General features: G+C 58.3%; 16 protein-coding genes and 1 tRNA gene. 3 read left to right on the top strand and 14 right to left on the bottom strand.

Annotated elements, in window-relative coordinates:
* Nucleotides 1–143 precede the first annotated feature (143 nt).
* The 6 genes from IMW75_RS19980 to rpsU all read right to left on the bottom strand — a co-directional run bounded on the left by IMW75_RS19980 (nt 144) and on the right by rpsU (nt 9,865).
* The gene (locus IMW75_RS19980) at nt 144–1,208 is read right to left on the bottom strand and encodes a tyrosine-type recombinase/integrase (RefSeq protein WP_205893525.1); all 1,065 of its coding nucleotides are present in this window, start codon (nt 1,206–1,208) and stop codon (nt 144–146) included.
* Between the two features lie 105 nt (nt 1,209–1,313).
* Nucleotides 1,314–1,390 (bottom strand) — tRNA-Ile (locus IMW75_RS19975).
* Nucleotides 1,391–1,405: 15 nt separating this feature from the next.
* A complete protein-coding gene (locus tag IMW75_RS19970) occupies nt 1,406–5,152 on the bottom strand; it encodes an EAL domain-containing protein (protein WP_205893524.1) in 3,747 nt (1,248 codons plus the stop codon).
* 122 nt (nt 5,153–5,274) lie between these two features.
* Nucleotides 5,275–7,122, bottom strand: a complete 1,848-nt coding sequence (rpoD, locus tag IMW75_RS19965) for an RNA polymerase sigma factor RpoD (RefSeq protein ID WP_045059956.1) — start codon at nt 7,120–7,122, stop codon at nt 5,275–5,277.
* A gap of 67 nt (nt 7,123–7,189) precedes the next feature.
* On the bottom strand, nt 7,190–9,169 hold the full coding sequence (gene dnaG / locus IMW75_RS19960; RefSeq protein WP_205893523.1) for a DNA primase: 1,980 nt from the start codon (nt 9,167–9,169) through the stop codon (nt 7,190–7,192).
* Nucleotides 9,170–9,649: 480 nt separating this feature from the next.
* On the bottom strand, nt 9,650–9,865 hold the full coding sequence (gene rpsU, locus IMW75_RS19955; RefSeq protein ID WP_002551877.1) for a 30S ribosomal protein S21: 216 nt from the start codon (nt 9,863–9,865) through the stop codon (nt 9,650–9,652).
* Between the two features lie 199 nt (nt 9,866–10,064).
* Between rpsU and tsaD the strand changes: the two genes are divergently transcribed.
* On the top strand, nt 10,065–11,090 hold the full coding sequence (tsaD, locus tag IMW75_RS19950; protein WP_045059958.1) for a tRNA (adenosine(37)-N6)-threonylcarbamoyltransferase complex transferase subunit TsaD: 1,026 nt from the start codon (nt 10,065–10,067) through the stop codon (nt 11,088–11,090).
* A 34-nt stretch (nt 11,091–11,124) separates the two neighbouring features.
* Here the strand turns inward: tsaD and plsY are convergent, their stop codons facing one another.
* Entirely contained in the window at nt 11,125–11,694 is a 570-nt protein-coding gene (gene plsY / locus IMW75_RS19945) for a glycerol-3-phosphate 1-O-acyltransferase PlsY (RefSeq protein WP_045059959.1), read from the bottom strand.
* 74 nt (nt 11,695–11,768) lie between these two features.
* Between plsY and folB the strand changes: the two genes are divergently transcribed.
* The gene (folB, locus tag IMW75_RS19940) at nt 11,769–12,125 is read left to right on the top strand and encodes a dihydroneopterin aldolase (protein ID WP_045059960.1); all 357 of its coding nucleotides are present in this window, start codon (nt 11,769–11,771) and stop codon (nt 12,123–12,125) included.
* Nucleotides 12,116–12,634 carry a 2-amino-4-hydroxy-6-hydroxymethyldihydropteridine diphosphokinase gene (gene folK, locus IMW75_RS19935; protein ID WP_205893522.1) on the top strand — a complete coding sequence of 173 codons (519 nt, stop codon included), beginning with the start codon at nt 12,116–12,118 and terminating at the stop codon, nt 12,632–12,634. The genes folB and folK overlap by 10 nt, the downstream gene beginning before the upstream one ends.
* 89 nt (nt 12,635–12,723) lie before the next feature.
* On the opposite strand, the gene IMW75_RS19930 is transcribed toward folK, so the two are convergent.
* The 7 genes from IMW75_RS19930 to apaG all read right to left on the bottom strand — a co-directional run bounded on the left by IMW75_RS19930 (nt 12,724) and on the right by apaG (nt 20,829).
* A complete protein-coding gene (locus tag IMW75_RS19930) occupies nt 12,724–13,947 on the bottom strand; it encodes a multifunctional CCA addition/repair protein (protein ID WP_205893521.1) in 1,224 nt (407 codons plus the stop codon).
* 63 nt (nt 13,948–14,010) lie between these two features.
* Nucleotides 14,011–15,573, bottom strand: coding sequence for a SpoVR family protein (locus IMW75_RS19925; RefSeq protein ID WP_045059963.1), 1,563 nt, complete (start codon nt 15,571–15,573; stop codon nt 14,011–14,013).
* Entirely contained in the window at nt 15,570–16,841 is a 1,272-nt protein-coding gene (locus IMW75_RS19920; RefSeq protein WP_045059964.1) for a YeaH/YhbH family protein, read from the bottom strand. The genes IMW75_RS19925 and IMW75_RS19920 overlap by 4 nt, the downstream gene beginning before the upstream one ends.
* A 141-nt stretch (nt 16,842–16,982) precedes the next feature.
* Nucleotides 16,983–18,905: a PrkA family serine protein kinase gene (locus tag IMW75_RS19915; protein WP_045059965.1), complete on the bottom strand. Its 1,923-nt coding sequence runs from the start codon at nt 18,903–18,905 to the stop codon at nt 16,983–16,985.
* A 296-nt stretch (nt 18,906–19,201) separates the two neighbouring features.
* On the bottom strand, nt 19,202–19,531 hold the full coding sequence (gene glpE, locus IMW75_RS19910) for a thiosulfate sulfurtransferase GlpE (protein WP_205893520.1): 330 nt from the start codon (nt 19,529–19,531) through the stop codon (nt 19,202–19,204).
* 33 nt (nt 19,532–19,564) lie between these two features.
* Nucleotides 19,565–20,449: a symmetrical bis(5'-nucleosyl)-tetraphosphatase gene (locus IMW75_RS19905; protein WP_045059967.1), complete on the bottom strand. Its 885-nt coding sequence runs from the start codon at nt 20,447–20,449 to the stop codon at nt 19,565–19,567.
* Nucleotides 20,449–20,829, bottom strand: coding sequence for a Co2+/Mg2+ efflux protein ApaG (apaG, locus tag IMW75_RS19900; protein WP_045059968.1), 381 nt, complete (start codon nt 20,827–20,829; stop codon nt 20,449–20,451). The genes IMW75_RS19905 and apaG overlap by 1 nt, the downstream gene beginning before the upstream one ends.
* Nucleotide 20,830 lies beyond the last annotated feature (1 nt).

Here is a 20,830-nt window from a genome sequence, read left to right as displayed (position 1 = left end):
CAAAAGTGTGCCCCAAAAAACGGCCTTTTTACCGTGGTCGCTAAAATTCCCTCATTTCAGCTAACCTCCGCTGCTCAATCCGCACTTTTTACAATGAGGACACACATCGCTTGGTTTAGATAAACTTGTACATGCACAAACTTCTAGCCTCGACCTCGCTGTAGGCTATCCAGGCGCTCCACCAAATCTTCTGCGCGAAGGTGGGTGTACCGCTTGAGCATTTGCATCGACTTGTGGCCACTGATGGCAGATACCTCTTGGTCTGATAGCCCTGCTTCAACTAGCCGACTGACGGCTTCATGCCGCAGGTCATGAAAACGAAAGTCCCGCATTTTCAGTTTAGTTTTCAGGGTTCCCCAGACTTTAGTAAATGCGTATGGGCGACGTTTTTTGTCTCGACCAGGCTCGCCAAAAAAGACCAAATCACAATCTATCGGTCGAATGGGGTTATTCATCGCAGACTTAATAGCTTCTGTGGCGAATCGGTTTAGAGGTACGGTTCGAGCTGAGTCATTTTTCGTGTCTTTGAGCCTCAAGACGCGTCGTTCTAAGTCGACTTGGTGTCGCCGTAAGGTCGAAATCTCAGAAGCCCGCATGCCGGTTTCCAGGGCTATGCGCACAATCCAGCCGAGCATTGGGTTGCTATGAGCGTTCACAGCATTGATCAGCCGGAGCTCTTCATCAGGTGACAGCCTTCGATCTCGACCTTCACCAGGGCTTGGCTTACGAATGTTGAGCACGGGGTTGAATGTAAGGCCCACCCCCCACTCTTGGATTGCTACGGTGAAAAGATGGCTGAGTAGCGCTAGCTCTAGGCGGACGGTGTTGTTGCTGAGGTTTCCCTTGTGGCCGGATTCGCTCAAGCGCTTATCACGAAACCCGGCGATAATTTCAGCGGACAATGCAGCGAGTGAGTATTTTCCCAAATGCTCGATGAGCTTTTTGGCTTTGCTGATTTCGCCACGCTGAGTAGTAGGTTTTTTGGTTGGCGTGACATCGCTCAGATAACGCTTCAGAGCAGCTTCGAGCGTCATTCGTTCTGAACCACTGCGTTGGATATAAACGCCCCTGACCATTTCGTCTTCGGTGCGTCTTGACCAGTCTTCAGCATCGCGTTTTGTGCGGAATGTCTTAGAAGCAGTCGGCCAGCCATTTTTTCGAATGACCGCTTTCCATGTGCCAGAGGGGGTTTTTACGAGGGTCGCCATACGTTCTCCGAGGGAAGATCGGTACGGACTGTACCGAAACTGTACCTCGGGAACATCTGATTGGGGCGTCAAAACCTGCAGCTGAGCTGCAGGCCTTGATTCATATGGTGGGCCCACACGGACTTGAACCGTGGACCAAAGGATTATGAGTCCTCTGCTCTAACCAACTGAGCTATAGGCCCTCAGTAGGTCGCGGATTATAACGATGGTTTCTCGGCTGTGCTATCCGAAAAGCTCGAAACTGTTGTACGAAGAAATGTCGCGGCGAATTCGTCGGGTGGCAGGGGCAGGCTGACGATGTAACCCTGGATCTGGTCGCAGCCTTCGGCAGCGAGGAATTGTTGCTGGGCCTGGGTCTCGACGCCTTCGGCGATCACGGTGAATTGCATGCTGCGGCCCAGGGCGATGATTGCGCGAACGATGGCCACGTCGTGCGGGTCGTCCGGCAGGCCGCGGACGAAAGACTGGTCGATTTTGAGGATGTCCAGCGGGAGCCGCTTGAGGTAGCTCAGGGATGAATAGCCTGTACCGAAGTCATCGATTGCCAGTTGCACGCCCAGGTTTTTGAGCTGGTGCAGCACTGCCAGCGCTTCTTCCGCCTGGCTCATGATGAAGTTTTCGGTAATTTCCAGTTGCAGTAGATCCGGTCTGAGACGGTTGTCCTTGAGCAGTTGTTCGATGCGCCCGAGCAGGTTGGGCTGGCGCAGCTGGGCGCCTGCCAAGTTTACCGACAGCGGGCCCATGCTTTGATAGAGCTGATTCCACTCCAGCATCTGGCGGCAGGCGGTTTCCAGTACCCAGTCGCCGATTTGCAGGATCATGCCGTTTTCTTCGGCCAGGGCAATGAAGTTCTCTGGTGGCACATCACCGAAAGTCGGGTGGCGCCAGCGGATCAGTGCTTCGGCGCCGACCAGGCGATGGTCGTCGAGGCTGATCTTCGGCTGGTAGTGCAGGTGTAGTTCATTGCGCTCGATGGCGCGGCGCAACTCGTGTTCCAGCGCTACCCGCTCACTGGCCTGGGCGGTCAGGTCGCGGGTGTAGCTTTCGACGCGGTTGCGCCCCTTGGCCTTGGAGCGGTACATCGCGGCGTCGGCATTCTTGACCAGTGTGGCCACGTCACCGCCGTCACGGGGATAGAGGCTGGTGCCAATGCTGGCGCTGATGAAGAACTCATGTTCACCGGCCTGGAACGGCGCCGAGAAGCAATTGAGCAACTTGTTGGCGATGTAGTCGGCATCGCTGGGTTGTTGAAGGCCTGGAAGCAAAATGATGAATTCATCGCCGCCGAGTCGTGCCACGGTGTCGATGTCCCGCAGCTGCTCTTTGAGGCGCACGGCAATGCCCTTGAGCAGCAGGTCGCCGACCGGATGGCCGAGGCTGTCGTTGATGTGTTTAAAGCGGTCCAGGTCGAGAAACAGTACTGCGCCCTGGCCGCCGTTTTCCTGCTGGTTGTTCAGCGCAGTCAGCAGCCGGTTTTCGAACAATGTGCGGTTTGGCAAGCCGGTCAGTGGATCGTGGTGCGCCTGGTAGTCGAGCTTGGCCTGGGCGTGCTTGAGGCTGGAAATGTCAGCGAACACGGCAACAAAATGGGTAATGAATCGATCGCGGTTGCGCACTGCGCTGATGGTCAGCCAGCTGGGGTACAGCTCTCCATTTTTACGGCGGTTGGAAATCTCCCCTTGCCAATGGCCTTCGGCGGTCAGTTGATGCCACATGGCGGCATAAAACGCGCTGTCATGCAGACCTGATGCGAGCAGGCGAGGGGTGTGACCCAGTGCTTCGCTTTCGCTGTAACCGGTGATTTCGGTGAACGCGCGATTAACCGCGCTGATGTGCTGCTGGGTGTCGGTGATCAACACGCCCTCGGCGGTGCTCTCGAACACGGTAGCGGCCTGTTGCAGCTTCTCCTGCATCAGGTGGCGTTCGGTAATGTCCCGGGCGATGGTCAACATGCAATCTTCATTGCCGATCGGCAGCGGCCGGCTGGACACTTCGCAAAGGCGAATCTGCCCGTCGCTGCGGCGGATGTGGCAACTGAAGTCGCGAACAAAACCATCGCGATTGAGCAGGTCGAGCATCTGCTTGCGCTCGTTGAGGTTGACCCAGATGCCCAGTTCCAGGGAGGAGCGGTCGACCGACATCGCGCTGTTGAAGCCGGTGATGCGGCTGAAGCCATCGTTGACCTCCATCAACAGGCCGTCGCTCTGGCGCGACAGCAACAAGCCGTCCGGGGAAGCGTGGAACGCCTTGGCGAATTTCTCCTCGGAGATTTGCAGCTGCTGTTGGGTCTCCTTGAGCTGGCTGATGTCACGAACGACAACGACCAGCGCCGGGGTGGCATCCAGGTCGAAGGGTTCGGCGGAGATCAGGCCGGTGAACACTTGGCCGTTGTTGCGGCGAAAGGGCATCTCGAGGTTGCGGATGCTGCCTGCCTGCAAGCGCTGCAGCAGGCCCGGGCCGACGCCGGGGATGCCCCAGATGTTCAGGTCAGTGGCGGTTTGGCCGATGACTGCCTCGGCGCCGAGGCCGATCTGCTCCTCAAACGCTTCGTTGACCTCCAGCAGGCAGCCATCGGACAACCGCGCAATCACCAGAATGTCAGGGCACTGCTGGAAGACCGAGGCGAACTTCTGCTCGGACAGGCGTAGCGCTTCTTCCGTGCGTTTGGCGTCGCTGATGTCGATCATCAGGCCGCGCAGCACCGGCTCGTGCCCATGCTCGATCAGGCTGACGATGTCGCGTACCCACAGGCACCGACCGTCGGCGGTGATCACGCGGTAATCGACCGTGTGATCACGCCCGGCCAGGACTTCGTGGTCGCAGAAGGTTTGGGCTCGGGTCAGGTCTGCAGGGTGAATGATGTTGCGCCAGAACCCCGGGATCAGCCAATGGGAGAGCGGGTAGCCGAGCAGTTCTTCGGCATGCGGCGACACGTAGCTGTAGGTGAAGTCGCTGATACGCGCTTCCCAGGCAATGGCCGAAAGGCTCTCGACCAGGCCGCGGTAGTGATACTCGCTGCTGCGCAATTCCTGTTCGAGATCGACCCGGCGGGAAATTTCCGAGCTCAGTCGGCGATTGATCCTGATGACGACCGCCAGCACGGTGATCAGCAGCAATAATCCCGGCAGGCCGTAAACCAGCAGGTCGGACCAGAATGTACGGTGATCCAGCACGTTGCCGACCCAATGCTCCTGAATGGCGCTGATTTCAGCCGGGCTCATGTCCGCCAGGACCTTGTCCAGGATGCCAACCAGTATTTTGTTGTCCTTGGGCACGGCCATGGCCAGTTGATAGCGGTAGGGCGTCTCGCCGCTCACATACAGGCCGTCGAGCTTCAACTGGCGCAGGCTCCAGACGCTGGAGGCGAGATCGCCGACCACGGCGTCTACTTCATCCGTCGCCAGCGCCTGCAGTGCCGAGCTGACGTTGGGCATGGCCACCAGGTTCAGGTCGGGATGATGGGTGCGTAGCAGTTCATGGGGGGCGTAGTTGTCCACCACGGCGATTTTCAGCCCGTATAAGTCCGCGATTTTGCGCGGCTGGGCGCCCCCCACGTGGGCGAGGATGACGATCGGAAAGTCCAGGTAAGGGCGCGTGAAGGATAAATAAGACTGGCGTTCCGGGGTCGACATGATGCCCGGCAACAGATCCAGCTTGCCTTGCCTGACCTGTTCCAGGACCACCGTCCAGCTGACGGGCTCGACCGGTTTGAGGTCGACCGACAGGCGTTGCCGAATCACGTCGATGTAGTCTGCGGCAAGACCCTGGTAGCGGCCCTGATCGTCCCGAAACTCGAAAGGTGGCCAGGACGCATCGACACCCAGGCGCAGGTGCGGATGGGCGTCCAGCCAGCTACGTTCTTCGTCGGTTAGAGTCAGAGCGCCAGCCGTTGTGGTCCAGGTGATCAGCGACAGTAAAAAAAGCACGGTCGGCAGTCTGGGCATAACGCTCTCGTTATGGCTCGGGGGAATGTTTCGAGTGTAGACGGGCAATTCGGCGGGAGGGAAGTGCGGGGGATTTAATCTACATAAAGCAAAACCCCCGGCCTGGGCCGGGGGTTTTGTGATCACTCGTCGAGGAAGGAGCGCAGATGCTCGCTTCTCGTCGGGTGGCGCAGCTTGCGCAGCGCCTTGGCTTCGATCTGACGAATCCGTTCACGGGTTACGTCGAACTGCTTACCAACCTCCTCGAGGGTGTGGTCGGTATTCATGTCGATACCGAAGCGCATGCGCAGTACCTTGGCTTCACGGGCAGTGAGGCCGGATAGTACTTCGCGAGTCGCTTCTTTAAGGCTCTCAACGGTAGCTACATCGATTGGCGACTGCATGGTCGAGTCTTCGATGAAGTCACCCAGGTGGGAGTCTTCGTCATCACCGATCGGGGTTTCCATGGAGATCGGCTCTTTAGCGATCTTCAATACCTTGCGGATCTTGTCCTCAGGCATTTCCATGCGTTCGCCCAGCTCTTCCGGAGTCGGTTCGCGACCCATTTCCTGCAACATCTGCCGGGAAATACGGTTGAGCTTGTTGATCGTCTCGATCATGTGCACCGGAATACGGATGGTGCGGGCCTGGTCGGCGATCGAGCGAGTGATCGCCTGACGGATCCACCAGGTGGCATAAGTCGAGAATTTGTAGCCGCGACGGTATTCGAACTTGTCCACCGCTTTCATCAAGCCGATGTTGCCTTCCTGGATCAGATCAAGGAATTGCAGGCCACGGTTGGTGTACTTCTTGGCGATGGAGATCACCAGACGCAAGTTCGCTTCAACCATCTCTTTCTTCGCGCGGCGGGCCTTGGCCTCACCGATCGACATGCGACGGTTGATGTCCTTGATTTCGGCAATCGTCAAACCGGTTTCGGTTTGCAGCGCGATCAGCTTCTGCTGGCAACGAATGATGTCCGGCTGCAGGCGACCAATGGCTTCAGCGTATTTGCTTTTGCCTTTGGCCAGTGCATCGGTCCAGCTTTCGTCAACTTCATTGCCTGGGAACTGACGCAGGAAGTCGGCACGCGGCATGCGGGCATCACGAACGCACAGTTGCATGATCGCTCGCTCTTGCTGACGCAGACGATCCAGGGCACTGCGAACACGCTCGACCAGGCCTTCGAATTGCTTCGGCACCAGTTTGATCGGCATGAACAGCTCAGCCAGAAGCACCAGCTCGGCAATCGCCAGCTTGTTGCCACGACCGTGCTTTTTCAGGGCCTTGCGGGTGACTTCCATCTGGTCGGAGACAGCGCCAAAACGCTGTGCTGCGATGACCGGATCCGGACCGCTTTCGGCTTCTTCTTCGTCGTCAGTTGCTTCGGCGTCGTCGTCATCGGTGTCGTCATCCGCTTTCACGGCTTTCGGATCGACTGGCGGCGGCACTTCTGCAGCAGGCGGCGCAATACCGTCGTCCGGGTCGATATAACCGCTCAGGACGTCGGACAGGCGGCCACCTTCGGTGGTGACGCGAGTGTACTCGGAGAGAATATGGTCAACCGTGCCAGGGAAGTGCGCGATTGCGCCCATCACTTCGCGGATGCCCTCTTCAATACGCTTGGCGATTTCAATTTCGCCTTCACGAGTGAGGAGCTCTACCGTACCCATTTCACGCATGTACATGCGCACTGGGTCGGTGGTGCGACCAATGTCGGTCTCGACCGCTGCCAACGCTGCTGCTGCCTCTTCGGCCGCAGCTTCGTCGGTATCGGCGTCGGCCAGCATAAGGGAATCCTTATCTGGCGCAACCTCGAATACGTTGATCCCCATGTCGTTGATCATGCGGATGATGTCTTCCACCTGTTCCGGATCTGAAATATCCTCCGGCAGGTGGTCGTTGACCTCCGCGTAAGTCAGGTAGCCCTGCTCACGACCAAGTGTGATCAACTCTTTGATACGAGACTGCTGTTGCGCTTTTCCGGACATAACACCCTATCCACTGAAGGTCTTGGCGGGCAAAAAACAAGCCGAGGATTATACCTGAGCTATGACCTCACGCGCCAGTTGAGGTCGGGTTTGATACAGCCACATTACGTTTTAATAGGTCGCGCATCTGATTTGCGATCTGATTTGCTTCCTCGGCAGTCAATCCTGGCTGCCTTGCTTTCCTGATCAGAACTTCCAGGCTGTCTGTGTGTTGACCTGCTGATAACCTAGTAATGGTGTCTAAAAACTGTTGTTCAAGGTTGTCGCCGTCAATCAGCCACTCCTTTTCCGCCAAAGCCTTGAGCAGGCGACCCTGTTCGGTGCCGTGCCAGCGGGCCATCAACTGGATAGAGTTTAGCTTAGGATTTTTCTGCACCGCCTCGATAAGGGCGACCAGCAGTTGTGCGTAGGTATTGCTTTCATTGGCGAAATGGTCGGCGGTTTCCACCTTGCCGGCCAGTTGCGGATGATGAATCAGCGTGCGCAGTGCAATCAGTGTAGGGGCTTCGACAGCGATCGGCGTGCGTGGTGCGCTCTGCTGATCGCGATCACCGCCACGCTTGCCGTTCTTGTCCCAGGGCTTCTTGTCCCACTTCTTGCCGCCGGCGCCAGGCTTCTTCGGCGTCCACTCCTGCTGCGGCGTGTACATGTCGGGTGATTGCGGCTGATGATAGTCGCTGTAGTCGGGCATGGCGTCATAGTCGATGCCTGGATCGTAGGCCGGCGGCGCATCTTGCGGAGCGCTTTGCACCAACTGGCTGACGGCTTCGCCACTCAGGCCGGTGATTTCACTCAGGCGCTGGCGCATCAGGATACGCAGGTTGGCGCCGGGCACCTTGTCGATCAGCGGTGCGGCCAGCGTGGCCATATGGGCCTTGCCTTCGAGCGAGCGCGGGTCCGATTCTTCAGTCAACTGCTGGAAAAAATAGTCGGCCAGCGGTTGTGCGTGCTGGTTGATCCTTGCGCGGAAGGCATCGGTGCCCTCCGAGCGGACCAGGGTATCCGGGTCCTCGCCTTCGGGCAGGAACAGGAACCGCGCACGCCGCCCGTCCTGCAGGCACGGCAGCGTCGCTTCGAGCGCGCGCCAGGCGGCATTGCGGCCGGCCTGATCGCCGTCAAAGCAGAACAGCACGTTGGGCACGACGCGAAACAGTCGCTTCAAGTGTTCTTCGCTGGTGGCTGTGCCCAGCGTTGCCACGGCGTTGCGCAGGCCTTGCTGCGCCAGGGCGATGACATCCATGTAGCCCTCAACCACGATGATTTCATCGAGATTGCGGTTGTTCTTGCGTGCTTCGTAGAGGCCGTAGAGTTCCTGGCCTTTATGAAACACCGGGGTTTCCGGCGAGTTCAGGTATTTGGGCTTGTCGTCGCCCAGCACCCTGCCGCCAAAGGCAATAATGCGGCCGCGGCTGTCGCGGATCGGGAACATCACGCGATCGCGGAAGCGGTCATAGCGTTTGCCGGTTTCGGCGTTCTCGATCAGCAGGCCGGCATCGACCATGGCTTTCTGCTGCAAGGTGTCGCTGCTCAAGTGCTTGAACAGGTTGTCCCAGCCAGGCGGAGCGAAACCAAGGCCAAAGTCCCGGGCTATTTCGCCGGTCAGGCCGCGCCCCTTCAGGTAATCCACGGCAGCCTTGCGCGACGGATGGCTCTTGAGCGCCTGGCGATAAAATTCGGCGGCGGCAGTCAGCAGGGGATATAACGGGGAGTCGGTGGGCTGTCGTGGTTTGTGCGGCCGGCCACTTTCTTCCCTGGGGATTTCCATGCCTGCGGCTTTGGCAAGCTCTTCGACGGCCTGGACGAAATCCAGGTTGTCGTGGTCCATCATGAAGCCGAGGGCGTTACCGCCAGCACCGCAGCCGAAGCAATAGTAGAACTGCTTGTCGGGGCTGACACTGAAAGACGGGGTTTTTTCTTTGTGGAACGGGCAGCAGGCAGTGTAGTTCTTGCCGGCTTTTTTCATTTGCAGGCGCGAGCTCACCACATCGACGATGTCGGTGCGGTTCAGAAGGTCGTCAATGAAGCTCTGGGGAATTAGCCCGGCCATGGCGTTCTCGTCATCTGCGCTGAATGGATCCAAAACCTGCGGCGAGCGAGCGCGGTCCGTTGCTTGAGGCGCGTGTTAAGGCGGCTCGAACCTGTCGTTTGCGTAATCGCCGTAGGGAAGTGTATCTGTCGAAAATCAACTGACGTTAGTACCCATCAGTATTCGACCATTTGAAAATATTGCGCTGAAATCCGCTACCGCCAGTCGGTGGCCTCGGATAGCTCATAAGCGGGCACGCAAGAGGGTGCCTTGGGCTGATCGTCGTGAGAGGAATCAGTGGGTGTGCTCGTCAGTAGCCTTGGAAGGCTCGTCAGAAAAGACGTGCACCGCTGGCAAAAGAGCCAGGTCTGACGCTGTGAAGCGGATTTTGTCTAGGTCGCGTCTGCGGCTTTGACGGTGAAGCATCAAGCGTTTTCCGCAAATGCCATAAGCCCGGCTGAGGGCCGGGCTTGGCAGAAGCTTGCTACGAACGTCTGTGTATTAGTACAGACGAACGGCGCGGCGCTGTTCGCGCTGTACTTTCTTGGCGTGACGCTTAACAGCGGCTGCTGCTTTACGTTTACGCTCAGAAGTAGGCTTCTCGTAGAATTCGCGGCTACGAACTTCAGCCAGTACACCGGCTTTTTCGCAGGAGCGCTTGAAACGACGCAGAGCTACGTCGAAGGGTTCGTTCTCTTTTACTTTGACGGCTGGCATCCAGAGCTACCTTCATTCATTACCGGGGTCAACATCCTCGTGGCAAAAGAGCACTTGAAGACGTCGGTTTTTAAGGGTTGCGGATGTTAACCCCTCATCGCTCGGAATGCAAAGCCTCTGATCGAAAACCGCTGGTCGGGGCATCGCGTGGCGACTATTATGCGCGCCTTCGAATTCAGCCTAAACAAGGCGCAAACCCATGCTAGTACTGGGATTAGAGACTTCTTGCGACGAAACTGGTGTCGCATTATACGACAGTGAGCGCGGTCTGCTCGCCGACGCGCTGTTCAGCCAGATAGACCTGCATCGCGCCTATGGCGGGGTGGTCCCGGAGCTGGCCTCGCGTGACCATGTCAAGCGCATGCTGCCCTTGATTCGTCAGGTGTTGGCCGAGGCCGACTGCGTGCCTACCGAGATCGACGCGATCGCCTACACCGCAGGTCCCGGGCTTGTCGGTGCATTGCTGGTGGGGGCGTCTTGTGCCCAGGCGCTGGCCTTTGCCTGGGGCATTCCGGCCCTCGGCGTGCATCACATGGAAGGCCACTTGCTGGCGCCCATGCTGGAGTCGCAACCGCCGCAATTCCCGTTCGTCGCTTTGTTGGTGTCAGGCGGTCATACGCAGTTGGTTCAGGTCGACGGGATCGGCCAATACACCCTCTTGGGCGAGACGCTCGACGATGCTGCCGGTGAAGCTTTCGACAAGACCGCGAAGATGATGGGGCTCAACTATCCGGGTGGTCCTGAAATTTCGCGCCTGGCTGAGCAGGGCGTCGCCGGACGTTTCACCTTTCCGCGGCCAATGTGCGACCGCCCGGGCCTGGCCTTCAGCTTCAGCGGCTTGAAAACCTTCGCGCTGAACACCTGGCAGCAGTGCGTGAGCGCCGGGGACGACGGTGATCAAGCCCGTTGCGACATCTCGCTGGCGTTCCAGCAGGCCGTGGTGGAGACTTTGACCATCAAGTGCAAGCGCGCCCTGAAACAGGCCGGCATGAAGCGCCTGGTGATCGCTGGGGGCGTCAGCGCCAACAAGGCACTGCGCACCTCGCTGGAAAAAATGCTCGGCGAAATGCAAGGCGATGTGTTTTATGCGCGTCCGGAATTCTGCACTGACAACGGTGCGATGATCGCGTTTGCCGGTTGTCAGCGTTTGCAGGCTGGCCAGCATGAAAGCCTGGCGATCAGTGTGCAGGCCCGCTGGCCGATGGAACAGTTGTCGGCGCTTTGAGCCGCCTGCGATGCACGGCGCTCACAGCGCTGAATTAGAAATGCCGTTCGCGCCCGGCAAACAGGTCGCGTAGATTGCCACGGTGACGCCAGACAATCAGGCCGGTAAGCGCGCTCATCGGTAGCAGGGCAGCGGGCTCTTGCCACGCCAGCAGTGGCAGGGTCAGAGGGGTGGCAATCAACGCGGCGAGCGAGCTGGTGCGGGTCAGGTAGAACGTCAGCAGCCAGGCGCAAACGGCCAGTAATGCCGCTGGGGGGTAAAGCCCCAGCAGCATCCCGGCAGCGGTGGCGACACCCTTGCCGCCGCGAAATCGGAAGTATAACGGGAACAGATGGCCGATCACGGCGCAGACGCCGATCCAGGCTTGCTCCTGCAGTGAAAGGCCGGCAACACCCGCGATCAATACGGGCACCAGGCCTTTGCAGAGGTCTCCGATCAAGGTCAGGACCGCCAGTTTCTTGCCGGCCAGACGCAACATGTTGGTGGCGCCGGCATTGCCCGAGCCACTCATTCGCGGATCGGGATTACCGGTCAGGCGGCTGAGCAAGATGGCAAAGGACAGCGAGCCGAGCAGGTAGGCGAGAGTCGCCAGTAACCAAAACATGCTAACTATTCCGGGCGAGGACGCCCTGATTCTAACGGCGCATTGCGCCCTTGTCGTGCAGCGGAGAAAAGTGCTTGGACAGAGTGTTTATCGAGGGCCTGGAAGTCGACACCGTCATTGGTGCCTACGACTGGGAGCGAGGCATCCGGCAGTGCTTGCGTCTGGATCTGAGTTTTGCCTGGGATAACCGCCCGGCTGCGGCGGGAGACGACCTGACCCTGGCACTCGATTACGCCAGCGTTTCAGCGCGCATCCAGGCTTTTGCCGAGCAGGCGCAGTACCAACTGGTCGAGACTTTTGCCGAGCGTCTGGTGGAAGTCCTGATGAGCGAATTCGAGATCACCTGGGTTCGGCTCAAACTGACCAAGCCAGGTGCTGTCCCCGCGGCGACCGGGGGTGTGGGTGTGGAGATCGAGCGCGGATGTCGCTGACCCAGGTTTATCTCGGGCTCGGTAGCAATATCGAGCGCGAAGCCCATCTGCAGGCGGGCCTGGAAGCCCTTGCGGGTTTTCTGGTGGATATACGCTGCTCGGCGGTGTTCGAAAGCCAGCCGGTGGGCATCAAGAGTGGGCCGTTTTTCAATTTCGTGGTATCGGCCTGGACTGATCTGCCGTTAATCGAGCTGGACCGTCGGCTCAAGTTTATCGAGGCGGATAACGGTCGTTATGCGCCAGATCGCCGAGGTTTGCCCCTGGATATCGACGTGTTGCTGTTCGGTGACCTGGTGGGCAACTTCGATGGCCTGGTACTGCCGAGGGCAGAAATTCTTAAAAATGCCTTTGTGTTGTGGCCGTTGTCGCTGATTGCCCCGGACCGTGTGCATCCGGGTGTAGGAAAAAGCTTTGCGACCTTGTGGAGTGAAGCTCAGATTGATCAGGTGTTGGCCCCGGTGGCGTTTGAGTGGCGCGGTGAGCAACTGACGCCTGCTGAGCTGCTGTAATAGCAAAAGATCGCAGCCTTCGGCAGCTCCTACAGAATTTGCGTCAATCCATGTAGGAGCTGCCGAAGGCTGCGATCTTTTGATCTGCTCTACGCGTGCTCCTTATAGGCTTTGAGTGCTTTGAGCCTTTCGCGCTTGATCGCTTCTCCCAGTTCAGGCCCTTTGAATCCCTGCTCCAGCAGCGGCTGAACCGCCACACCGCGGGCTGCCGCTGCAGCCCCGCGCAGGTAGTCCGCCTGCGGATAACTTCGCTGCTCCAGCCCCTTGCGCCCGCGCGCATCCATCTCGCACGCCGCAATAAACTCCTCAAACCGCTGTGGCCGGCGGTACACATCGAAACTCTGCAACAGTTCCAGCAAGGTCGAGGGCTTCAGCTCCAGGGCGCGGTGGCCATGGGTGTGGTATTGCCCCACCAGCAACGCCAGTTCCTGACAGTCCTTCGGTGCCTTGAAGCGTTCGTTGACCGCCTTGATCAGCTTCAGCCCGGTGTGCTCGTGGGCGATATGGCGTGGCCATTCCTCCGTGGGGGTCAGCCCCTTGCCCAGATCGTGCAGCAGGCAGGCCCAGCGCACGGTCAGGGGGAGCTTGTGCAGGGCAGACTGCTGCAACACGCTCAGGGTATGCACCCCGGTGTCGATTTCCGGGTGATGGGCTTCCGGTTGCGGTACCCCGAACAGGGCGTCGACTTCAGGCATCAACACCTTGAGCGCGCCACATTCGCGCAACACCTCGATAAATATTTGCGGCTGGTCTTCCATCAGTGCGCGGGAGATTTCCTTCCAGCTGCGTTCAGCCGTCAACGCCTGCAATTCACCGGAATCGGCGAGCTGGCGCATCAATTCCAGCGTTTGCGGAGCCACCGTAAATCCGAGCCCGGCGTAGCGAGCTGCAAAGCGGGCAACGCGCAGTACTCTGAGCGGATCTTCGGCGAACGCAGGTGAAACATGGCGCAGAAGGCGATCCTTCAGGTCCTGCTGGCCGTGGTAGGGATCGGTCAGATTCTGCTGATCGTCCTCGGCCATGGCGTTGATCGTCAGGTCGCGGCGGATCAGGTCTTCTTCGAGGGTGACTTCAGGGCTGGCATGGAAGGTGAAGCCACCGTAGCCGCGCCCGCTTTTGCGCTCGGTGCGGGCGAGGGCATATTCTTCACCGCTTTTGGGATGCAGGAACACCGGAAAGTCTGCGCCCACGGGCCGGAAACCCTTGGCGAGCATCTCTTCGGTGGTGGCGCCTACCACTACCCAATCGATATCGGTGACCGGAATACCCAGCAGGCGATCGCGCACTGCACCGCCGACTTTATAAATCTGCATAAAAAACCTCCGTTAGCTCGACAGAATAACCTTTGCGTCGAACCACCGGAGGCACTAACGGATTCAAAGATGAATGACAGCCAGGTCCAGCCGGCCGTAATCACCTTCAGCGTGTTCGCCTTTGGGAGGCACATGTTGGGTCTTCATCACCTTCTCCCCTTGCAGGGTTTCCAGATGAATATCGAAGCCCCACAGCCTGTGAAGATGTTTGAGAACCTCGTCGGTCGACTCGCCCAGCGGTTTGCGATCGTGCTGCTGATGGCGCAGGGTCAGGGAGCGGTCGCCGCGCCGATCGATGCTGTAGATCTGCACGTTGGGTTCACGATTGCCGAGGTTGTACTGCGCCGCCAGGGTCTCCCTGATGGTGCGGTAACCGCCTTCGTCGTGAATGGCCGGAACCAGCAGATCGTCCTTTTGATCATCGTCGAGAATGCTGAACAGCTTCAGGTCACGTATCACTTTGGGTGACAGGTACTGCAGGATGAAACTCTCGTCCTTGAAGCTGCTCATGGCGAATTTGATGCTCGAAAGCCAGTCCGTACCAGCAATGTCTGGAAACCAGCGGTAGTCCTCCTCGGTAGGGCTTTCGCACATGCGGCGGATGTCGCGGTACATCGCAAAGCCCAGGGCATAAGGGTTGATGCCACTGTAGTACGGGCTGTCGAAGCCCGGTTGCATGACCACGCTGGTGTGAGAAGTCAGGAACTCCATCATGAAACCATCGGTGACGAGGCCTTCATCGTAAAGGTCGTTCATCAGCGTGTAATGCCAGAACGTGGCCCAGCCTTCGTTCATGACCTGGGTCTGGCGTTGCGGGTAAAAATACTGGGCGATCTTGCGCACGATGCGCACGATCTCACGCTGCCAGGGCTCCAGCAACGGTGCATGTTTTTCGATAAAGTACAGGATATTTTCCTGAGGTTCGGCGGGGAAGCGCGCATTGTCCTTCTCGCTGTACTTGTCCGCGCCTTTGGGAATGGTGCGCCACAGGTCGTTGATCTGCTTCTGCAGATGCTCTTCGCGATCCTTCTGACGGCGGCGTTCTTCCTCGGCTGAAATAGGGTAGGGGCGCTTGTAGCGGTCGACCCCGTAGTTCATCAGCGCATGGCAGGAATCCAGCAGGTCCTCTACCGCGTCGATGCCATGCCGCTCTTCGCACTGCATGATGTACTGCTTGGCAAACACCAGGTAATCGATGATCGAACTGGCGTCGGTCCAGGTGCGGAACAGGTAGTTACCTTTGAAGAAGCTGTTGTGGCCATAGCAGGCATGCGCTACCACGAGTGCCTGCATGCAGATGGTGTTCTCTTCCATCAGGTACGCAATGCACGGGTCGGAGTTGATCACGATCTCGTAGGCCAGCCCCATCTGGCCGCGGCTGTAGGATTTTTCGGTGCTGAGGAAGTGCTTGCCGTAGGACCAATGGTGATAGCCCAGCGGCATGCCCACTGATGCATACGCATCCATCATCTGTTCGGCGGTGATCACTTCTATCTGGTTGGGATAGGTATCGAGTGCGTAGCGAGCGGCGATACGACTGATTTCGCGGTCATAGGCCTGGATCAGCTCGAACGTCCACTCGGAGCCGGTGGAAATGGGTTGGCGCTTCTGCTCTTTGGCGGTCATGTCACTAACCTGCGCTGGAAGAGTTCACGGAAGACCGGATAGATATCCCCGGCCGAGACCAGTTGCTGCTGGGCAAAAGTGTCAGAGAAGGCTTCGGCAATGCGTTCGTACTCGAACCACAGAGCCTGGTGCTCCCGAGGGGTAATCTCGACATAAGTGTAGTACTGCACGAACGGCATGATCTGATTGATCAGGATGTCGCGGCAAATCGGTGAATCGTCGTTCCAGTTGTCCCCGTCGGAGGCCTGTGCCGCATAGATGTTCCACTCATTGCTTGGATACCGCTCCTGCATGATCTCCTGCATGAGCTTCAGGGCGCTGGAAACGATGGTGCCGCCGGTTTCGCGAGAATAGAAAAACTCTTCCTCGTCCACTTCTCGTGCGCTGGTGTGGTGGCGAATGAACACCACGTCGATCTTGTCGTAGTTACGTTTCAGGAACAGGTACAGCAAGATGAAAAAGCGCTTGGCGATGTCCTTGGTCGCCTGGGTCATGGAGCCTGAGACATCCATCAGGCAGAACATGACCGCCTTCGAACTGGGGTTGGGTTGCTTGATCAGCAAGTTGTACTTGAGGTCGAAAGTGTCCAGGAAAGGCACGCGATGGATGCGCGCACTGAGTTTTTCGATTTCTGCCTCTATTTCCTGGATATCGCCGAAGTTGTCCGGTTCATCCCGCTTCAGTCTCAGCAACTCCTCCTTGGCTTCACGCAATTTTGCCCGGCTGCTGCCAGACAGAGCAATACGCCGTGCATGGGCTGAGCGCAGGGTGCGGATGATGTTAATCCGCGACGGATTGCCTTCGTTGCTGATGCCCGCGCGGACGGTCTTGAAGGTGTCGGTACCGGTCAGGTTGCGCTTGACCAGGTTGGGCAGTTCAAGATCCTCGAACATGAATTCGAGGAATTCTTCCTGGGTGATCTGGAAGACGAATTCGTCCATGCCCTCACCGGAGTTGCCGGCCTTGCCGGGCCCTCTGCCGCCGCCACCGCCCGGTGGACGGGCAATGTGCTCGCCGCTGGTGAACTCCTTGTTGCCCGGGTGCACGACGGTCTGCTTGCCACCACGGCCGTGGTGAAGCACTGGCTCATCGATATCGCGACCAGGGATGCTGATCTGCTCGCCGTGTTCCATATCGGTAATGGAGCGCCGGCTCACCGCCTCTTCGACGGCTTTCTTGATGTGGTCACGGTAGCGCCGTAAAAACCGCTGGCGGTTTACCGTGCTCTTGTTCTTGCCATTGAGACGTCGGTCGATCACATAGCTCATAGGCCCTCCGGGGAGCTTCGAGTCATAAGCTTCAAGCTGCAAGACAGAAGCTTCAGAAACAAGCGGCGCGCGACATATGGCCACAAATACGCAAACACCGCGTGTCTGTGGAGGGTTCGTTGTTTGCCGCCTGCAGCTCCCTTACTGGGACTTTCTCACCCGCAGATACCACTCGGATAGCAGCCGTACCTGTTTGTCGGTATATCCACGCTCGACCATTCGTGTAACGAAGTCGTTGTGTTTCTGCTGGTCCTCTTTGCTGGCCTTGGCATTAAAACTGATGACTGGCAGCAGGTCTTCGGTGTTGGAGAACATTTTCTTCTCGATGACCACCCGCAGTTTTTCGTAGCTGAGCCAGGTCGGATTCTTGCCGTTGTTATTGGCACGGGCACGCAGTACGAAGTTGACGATTTCGTTGCGGAAATCCTTCGGATTGCTGATGCCTGCCGGTTTTTCGATTTTCTCCAACTCTTCGTTCAGCGCTACACGGTTGAGGATCTCGCCGGTTTCCGGGTCGCGATACTCCTGATCCTGGATCCAGAAATCCGCATACAGCACATAACGATCGAAGATGTTCTGCCCATACTCGCTGTAGGACTCGAGGTAGGCGGTCTGGATCTCCTTGCCGATGAATTCGATGTAACGCGGGGCCAGGTATTCCTTGAGGAACCGCAGATAACGTTCGCGTGTTTCGGCCTGGAACTGCTCCTGCTCGATCTGTTGTTCCAGCACATAGAGCAGATGCACCGGGTTGGCGGCGATCTCGTGCGGGTCGAAGTTGAAGACCTTGGACAGGATCTTGAACGCGAAGCGGGTCGAGAGGCCGTTCATCCCTTCATCGACGCCTGCATTGTCACGGTATTCCTGGATCGACTTGGCCTTCGGATCGGTGTCCTTGAGGTTTTCGCCGTCGTACACCCGCATCTTCGAGTAGATGTTCGAGTTTTCCGGCTCTTTGAGGCGCGAGAGCACGGTGAACTGGGCGAGCATTTTCAGGGTGTCAGGTGCGCAGTGGGCTTTGGCCAGCGAGCTGTTGAACAGCAGCTTGTCGTAGATTTTCACTTCGTCGCTGACGCGCAGGCAGTAAGGCACCTTGACGATGTAGATCCGGTCGATGAAGGCTTCGTTGTTCTTGTTGTTGCGGAAGGTGTGCCATTCCGATTCGTTGGAGTGGGCGAGCAGGATCCCGGTAAACGGGATCGCGCCCAGGCCTTCGGTGCTGTTGTAGTTACCTTCCTGGGTAGCGGTCAGCAATGGGTGCAGCACCTTGATCGGCGCCTTGAACATTTCGACGAATTCCATCAGGCCCTGGTTGGCCCGGCACAGGGCCCCCGAGTAGCTGTAGGCGTCGGCGTCGTTCTGCGGGAATTCTTCCAGTTTACGGATATCGACCTTGCCCACCAGCGCCGAGATGTCCTGGTTGTTCTCGTCCCCAGGTTCGGTCTTGGCCACGGCGATCTGGTTGAGGATCGACGGATAGAGTTTCACTACACGGAACTGGCTGATGTCGCCACCAAACTCAGCCAGGCGCTTGGTGGCCCATGGCGACATGATGGTATTGAGGTAGCGCCGGGGAATACCAAAGTCTTCCTCGAGGATCGCGCCATCTTCTGTGGCGTTGAACAGACCCAGGGGTGATTCGAAGACCGGCGAGCCCTTGATCGCGTAGAAGGGCACTTTTTCGATCAGCTGTTTGAGCTTCTCGGCCAGGGACGATTTACCGCCACCGACGGGGCCGAGCAAGTAAAGAATCTGTTTCTTCTCTTCCAGGCCCTGAGCGGCATGGCGGAAATACGACACGATCTGGTCGATGCATTCTTCCATCCCGTGGAAGTCTTCAAAGGCCGGATAGCGACGGATCACCTTGTTGGAAAAGATTCGCGACAGCCTCGAGTTGGTCGAGGTGTCCAGCAGTTCCGGTTCTCCGATGGCCAGCAAAAGACGCTCGGCGGCAGAAACGTAGGCACTGCGGTCCTGTTTGCACAGCTCAAGATACTCTTGCAGCGAGAGTTCTTCCTGGCGTGTGGACTCGAAGCGTTGTTGGAAGTGGCTAAAGATACTCATGACGTCACCTCGCTCGATACGTGGAGCCGACGCCGGATCACTCAGTCGATGCTGGCAGCAACCGAACAGGCGGTCGCTGTTTACCCCCCAGAACTCTTTCAGAGCTGACGACTCCGAAAGCTACTCCCGATGACCCGCGCGCCGGTGTACCGGCTCTCCCCTGTTTTGGATGGCCTGGGCTTAAGGATAGTTGGGAATTCGGGAGGTAAAGGCGAGATACGCAATTAGTTGTGGCAGACCGTTCGTCTGCCACGGCGCTAGCCCACAGTGGCTGGGGCTTACGCGTTACAAAAATATTATTCCGAGGTGCCTTGCGCGGTTTGCGCAGGATAAGTCGTACGCCACAGCTCAAAACCGCCATCCATGCTGTAGACATCGGAGAAGCCCTGGCTGATCAGATAAGCGGCCGCGCCTTGGCTGGAATTGCCGTGGTAACACACAACGACCGTCGGTGCATCAAGGTCGGCGCCCTGGATGAACGCGTGCAGGGAGTGGTTATCCAGGTGCCTGGAACCTGCGATGTGCAGCGCGGCAAAAGTAGCGGGGTCGCGGACGTCGACCACTACAGCGCCTTGTTCGCGCAGGGCTTGTGCCTGCTCTGGGGGGATACGTTTGAATTCGCTCATGGCGGGCTCCTGTGGCTCGGCTGAAAGCGTAGCCTAGCGCTGAATGCTGGCTGACGATGATGCGGTGAGTGTGGGGGCGATGGGCTCAGCGGCGACATGGCCGTGCGCGTCGCATTTGCAAGACAGGCGTTCGCCGGTGTCGACGTTCATCAGGGTCAGGGCGCCGCCCCAGACGCAGCCGGTGTCGAGGGCCGAGATGCCCGGCTCCACAACGTTGCCCTCCAGCGCTGCCCAATGGCCGAAGATGATCTTCAAGCCTTTGGTCTTGCGTTCTTTGTGCTGGAACCAGGGCTTGTAGCCCGGTGGTGCCGAGTCCAGGCCTTCCTTGCTCTTGAGGTCGAGCTTGCCTTCGGCCGTGCAGAAACGCATGCGGGTGAAATAGTTGGTGATTACTCGAAGGCGCGTGATGCCTTTGAGTTCGCTATCCCATTTCGCTGGTTCATTGCCGTACATGCCGTCGAGAAAGGGTGGCAACAGGTTGTCGTCGCGCAAGGCTGTCTCGACTTCGGCGGCACATTTCAAGGCTTTGCGCAGCGACCATTGTGGCGGGATACCCGCATGCACCAGCGCCATGTTGCGCTGTTCGTCGTAATGCATGAGCTTTTGCTGGCGTAACCAGTCCAGCAGGTCTGCGCAATCGGGCGCATCGATGATCTCACGCAGGGTGTCGCCTTTTTTCAGGCGCTCGATGTTCCTCCCGGCTGCCAGCAAATGCAGGTCGTGGTTGCCCAGTACGCATACCAGCGACTCGCGCATGCCGTAGAGGAAGCGCAGGGTTTCCAGCGACTGCGGGCCACGGTTGACCAGATCGCCGACCAGCCATAGCCGGTCATGAGTCGGGTCGAAGACAACTTTTTTGAGCAGGCATTGCAGTGCGTCAAGGCAGCCTTGGAGGTCTCCGACGGCGTACGTTGCCATCAGTGCAGGGCTCCGGGCACCGCCAGGCGGAACGGCGCAATGACGGCGTCGAAGTGCTTGCCGTCGTCGGCAATCATTTCGTAGGTGCCCTGCATGGTGCCGACCTTGGAGGTCATGACCGTGCCGCTGCTGTAGGTGTGGCTCTTGCCTGGATCGATCAGCGGTTGCTGGCCGACGACGCCCGCACCGCGAACCTCCTCGACATGCCCGTCGCCATCGGTGATCACCCAGTGCCGCGACAACAGCTTGGCCGGGAGCTGGCCATTGTTCTGCACGGTGATGGTGTAGGCGAAGGCAAAGCGTTCGTGCTCGGGTTGCGATTGTTCTGCCAGATAGCGGGTGACGACGCTGACGTCGACCTGATAGCGAGGATCGGACATG

The organism is Pseudomonas gregormendelii (assembly GCF_017114825.1).
Classification (GTDB): domain Bacteria; phylum Pseudomonadota; class Gammaproteobacteria; order Pseudomonadales; family Pseudomonadaceae; genus Aquipseudomonas; species Aquipseudomonas gregormendelii.
This window is presented reverse-complemented; position numbering and strand designations above follow the sequence as displayed.

Excerpts from the sequence above, each read along its gene's own strand:
- IMW75_RS19980 (WP_205893525.1), bottom strand. The coding sequence starts at position 1,208 with ATGGCGACCCTCGTAAAAACCCCCTCTGGCACATGGAAAGCGGTCATT.
- IMW75_RS19970 (WP_205893524.1), bottom strand. The coding sequence starts at position 5,152 with ATGCCCAGACTGCCGACCGTGCTTTTTTTACTGTCGCTGATCACCTGG.
- rpoD (WP_045059956.1), bottom strand. The coding sequence starts at position 7,122 with ATGTCCGGAAAAGCGCAACAGCAGTCTCGTATCAAAGAGTTGATCACA.
- dnaG (WP_205893523.1), bottom strand. The coding sequence starts at position 9,169 with ATGGCCGGGCTAATTCCCCAGAGCTTCATTGACGACCTTCTGAACCGC.
- rpsU (WP_002551877.1), bottom strand. The coding sequence starts at position 9,865 with ATGCCAGCCGTCAAAGTAAAAGAGAACGAACCCTTCGACGTAGCTCTG.
- tsaD (WP_045059958.1), top strand. The coding sequence starts at position 10,065 with ATGCTAGTACTGGGATTAGAGACTTCTTGCGACGAAACTGGTGTCGCA.
- plsY (WP_045059959.1), bottom strand. The coding sequence starts at position 11,694 with ATGTTTTGGTTACTGGCGACTCTCGCCTACCTGCTCGGCTCGCTGTCC.
- folK (WP_205893522.1), top strand. The coding sequence starts at position 12,116 with ATGTCGCTGACCCAGGTTTATCTCGGGCTCGGTAGCAATATCGAGCGC.
- IMW75_RS19930 (WP_205893521.1), bottom strand. The coding sequence starts at position 13,947 with ATGCAGATTTATAAAGTCGGCGGTGCAGTGCGCGATCGCCTGCTGGGT.
- IMW75_RS19925 (WP_045059963.1), bottom strand. The coding sequence starts at position 15,573 with ATGACCGCCAAAGAGCAGAAGCGCCAACCCATTTCCACCGGCTCCGAG.
- IMW75_RS19920 (WP_045059964.1), bottom strand. The coding sequence starts at position 16,841 with ATGAGCTATGTGATCGACCGACGTCTCAATGGCAAGAACAAGAGCACG.
- IMW75_RS19915 (WP_045059965.1), bottom strand. The coding sequence starts at position 18,905 with ATGAGTATCTTTAGCCACTTCCAACAACGCTTCGAGTCCACACGCCAG.
- glpE (WP_205893520.1), bottom strand. The coding sequence starts at position 19,531 with ATGAGCGAATTCAAACGTATCCCCCCAGAGCAGGCACAAGCCCTGCGC.
- IMW75_RS19905 (WP_045059967.1), bottom strand. The coding sequence starts at position 20,449 with ATGGCAACGTACGCCGTCGGAGACCTCCAAGGCTGCCTTGACGCACTG.
- apaG (WP_045059968.1), bottom strand. The coding sequence starts at position 20,829 with ATGTCCGATCCTCGCTATCAGGTCGACGTCAGCGTCGTCACCCGCTAT.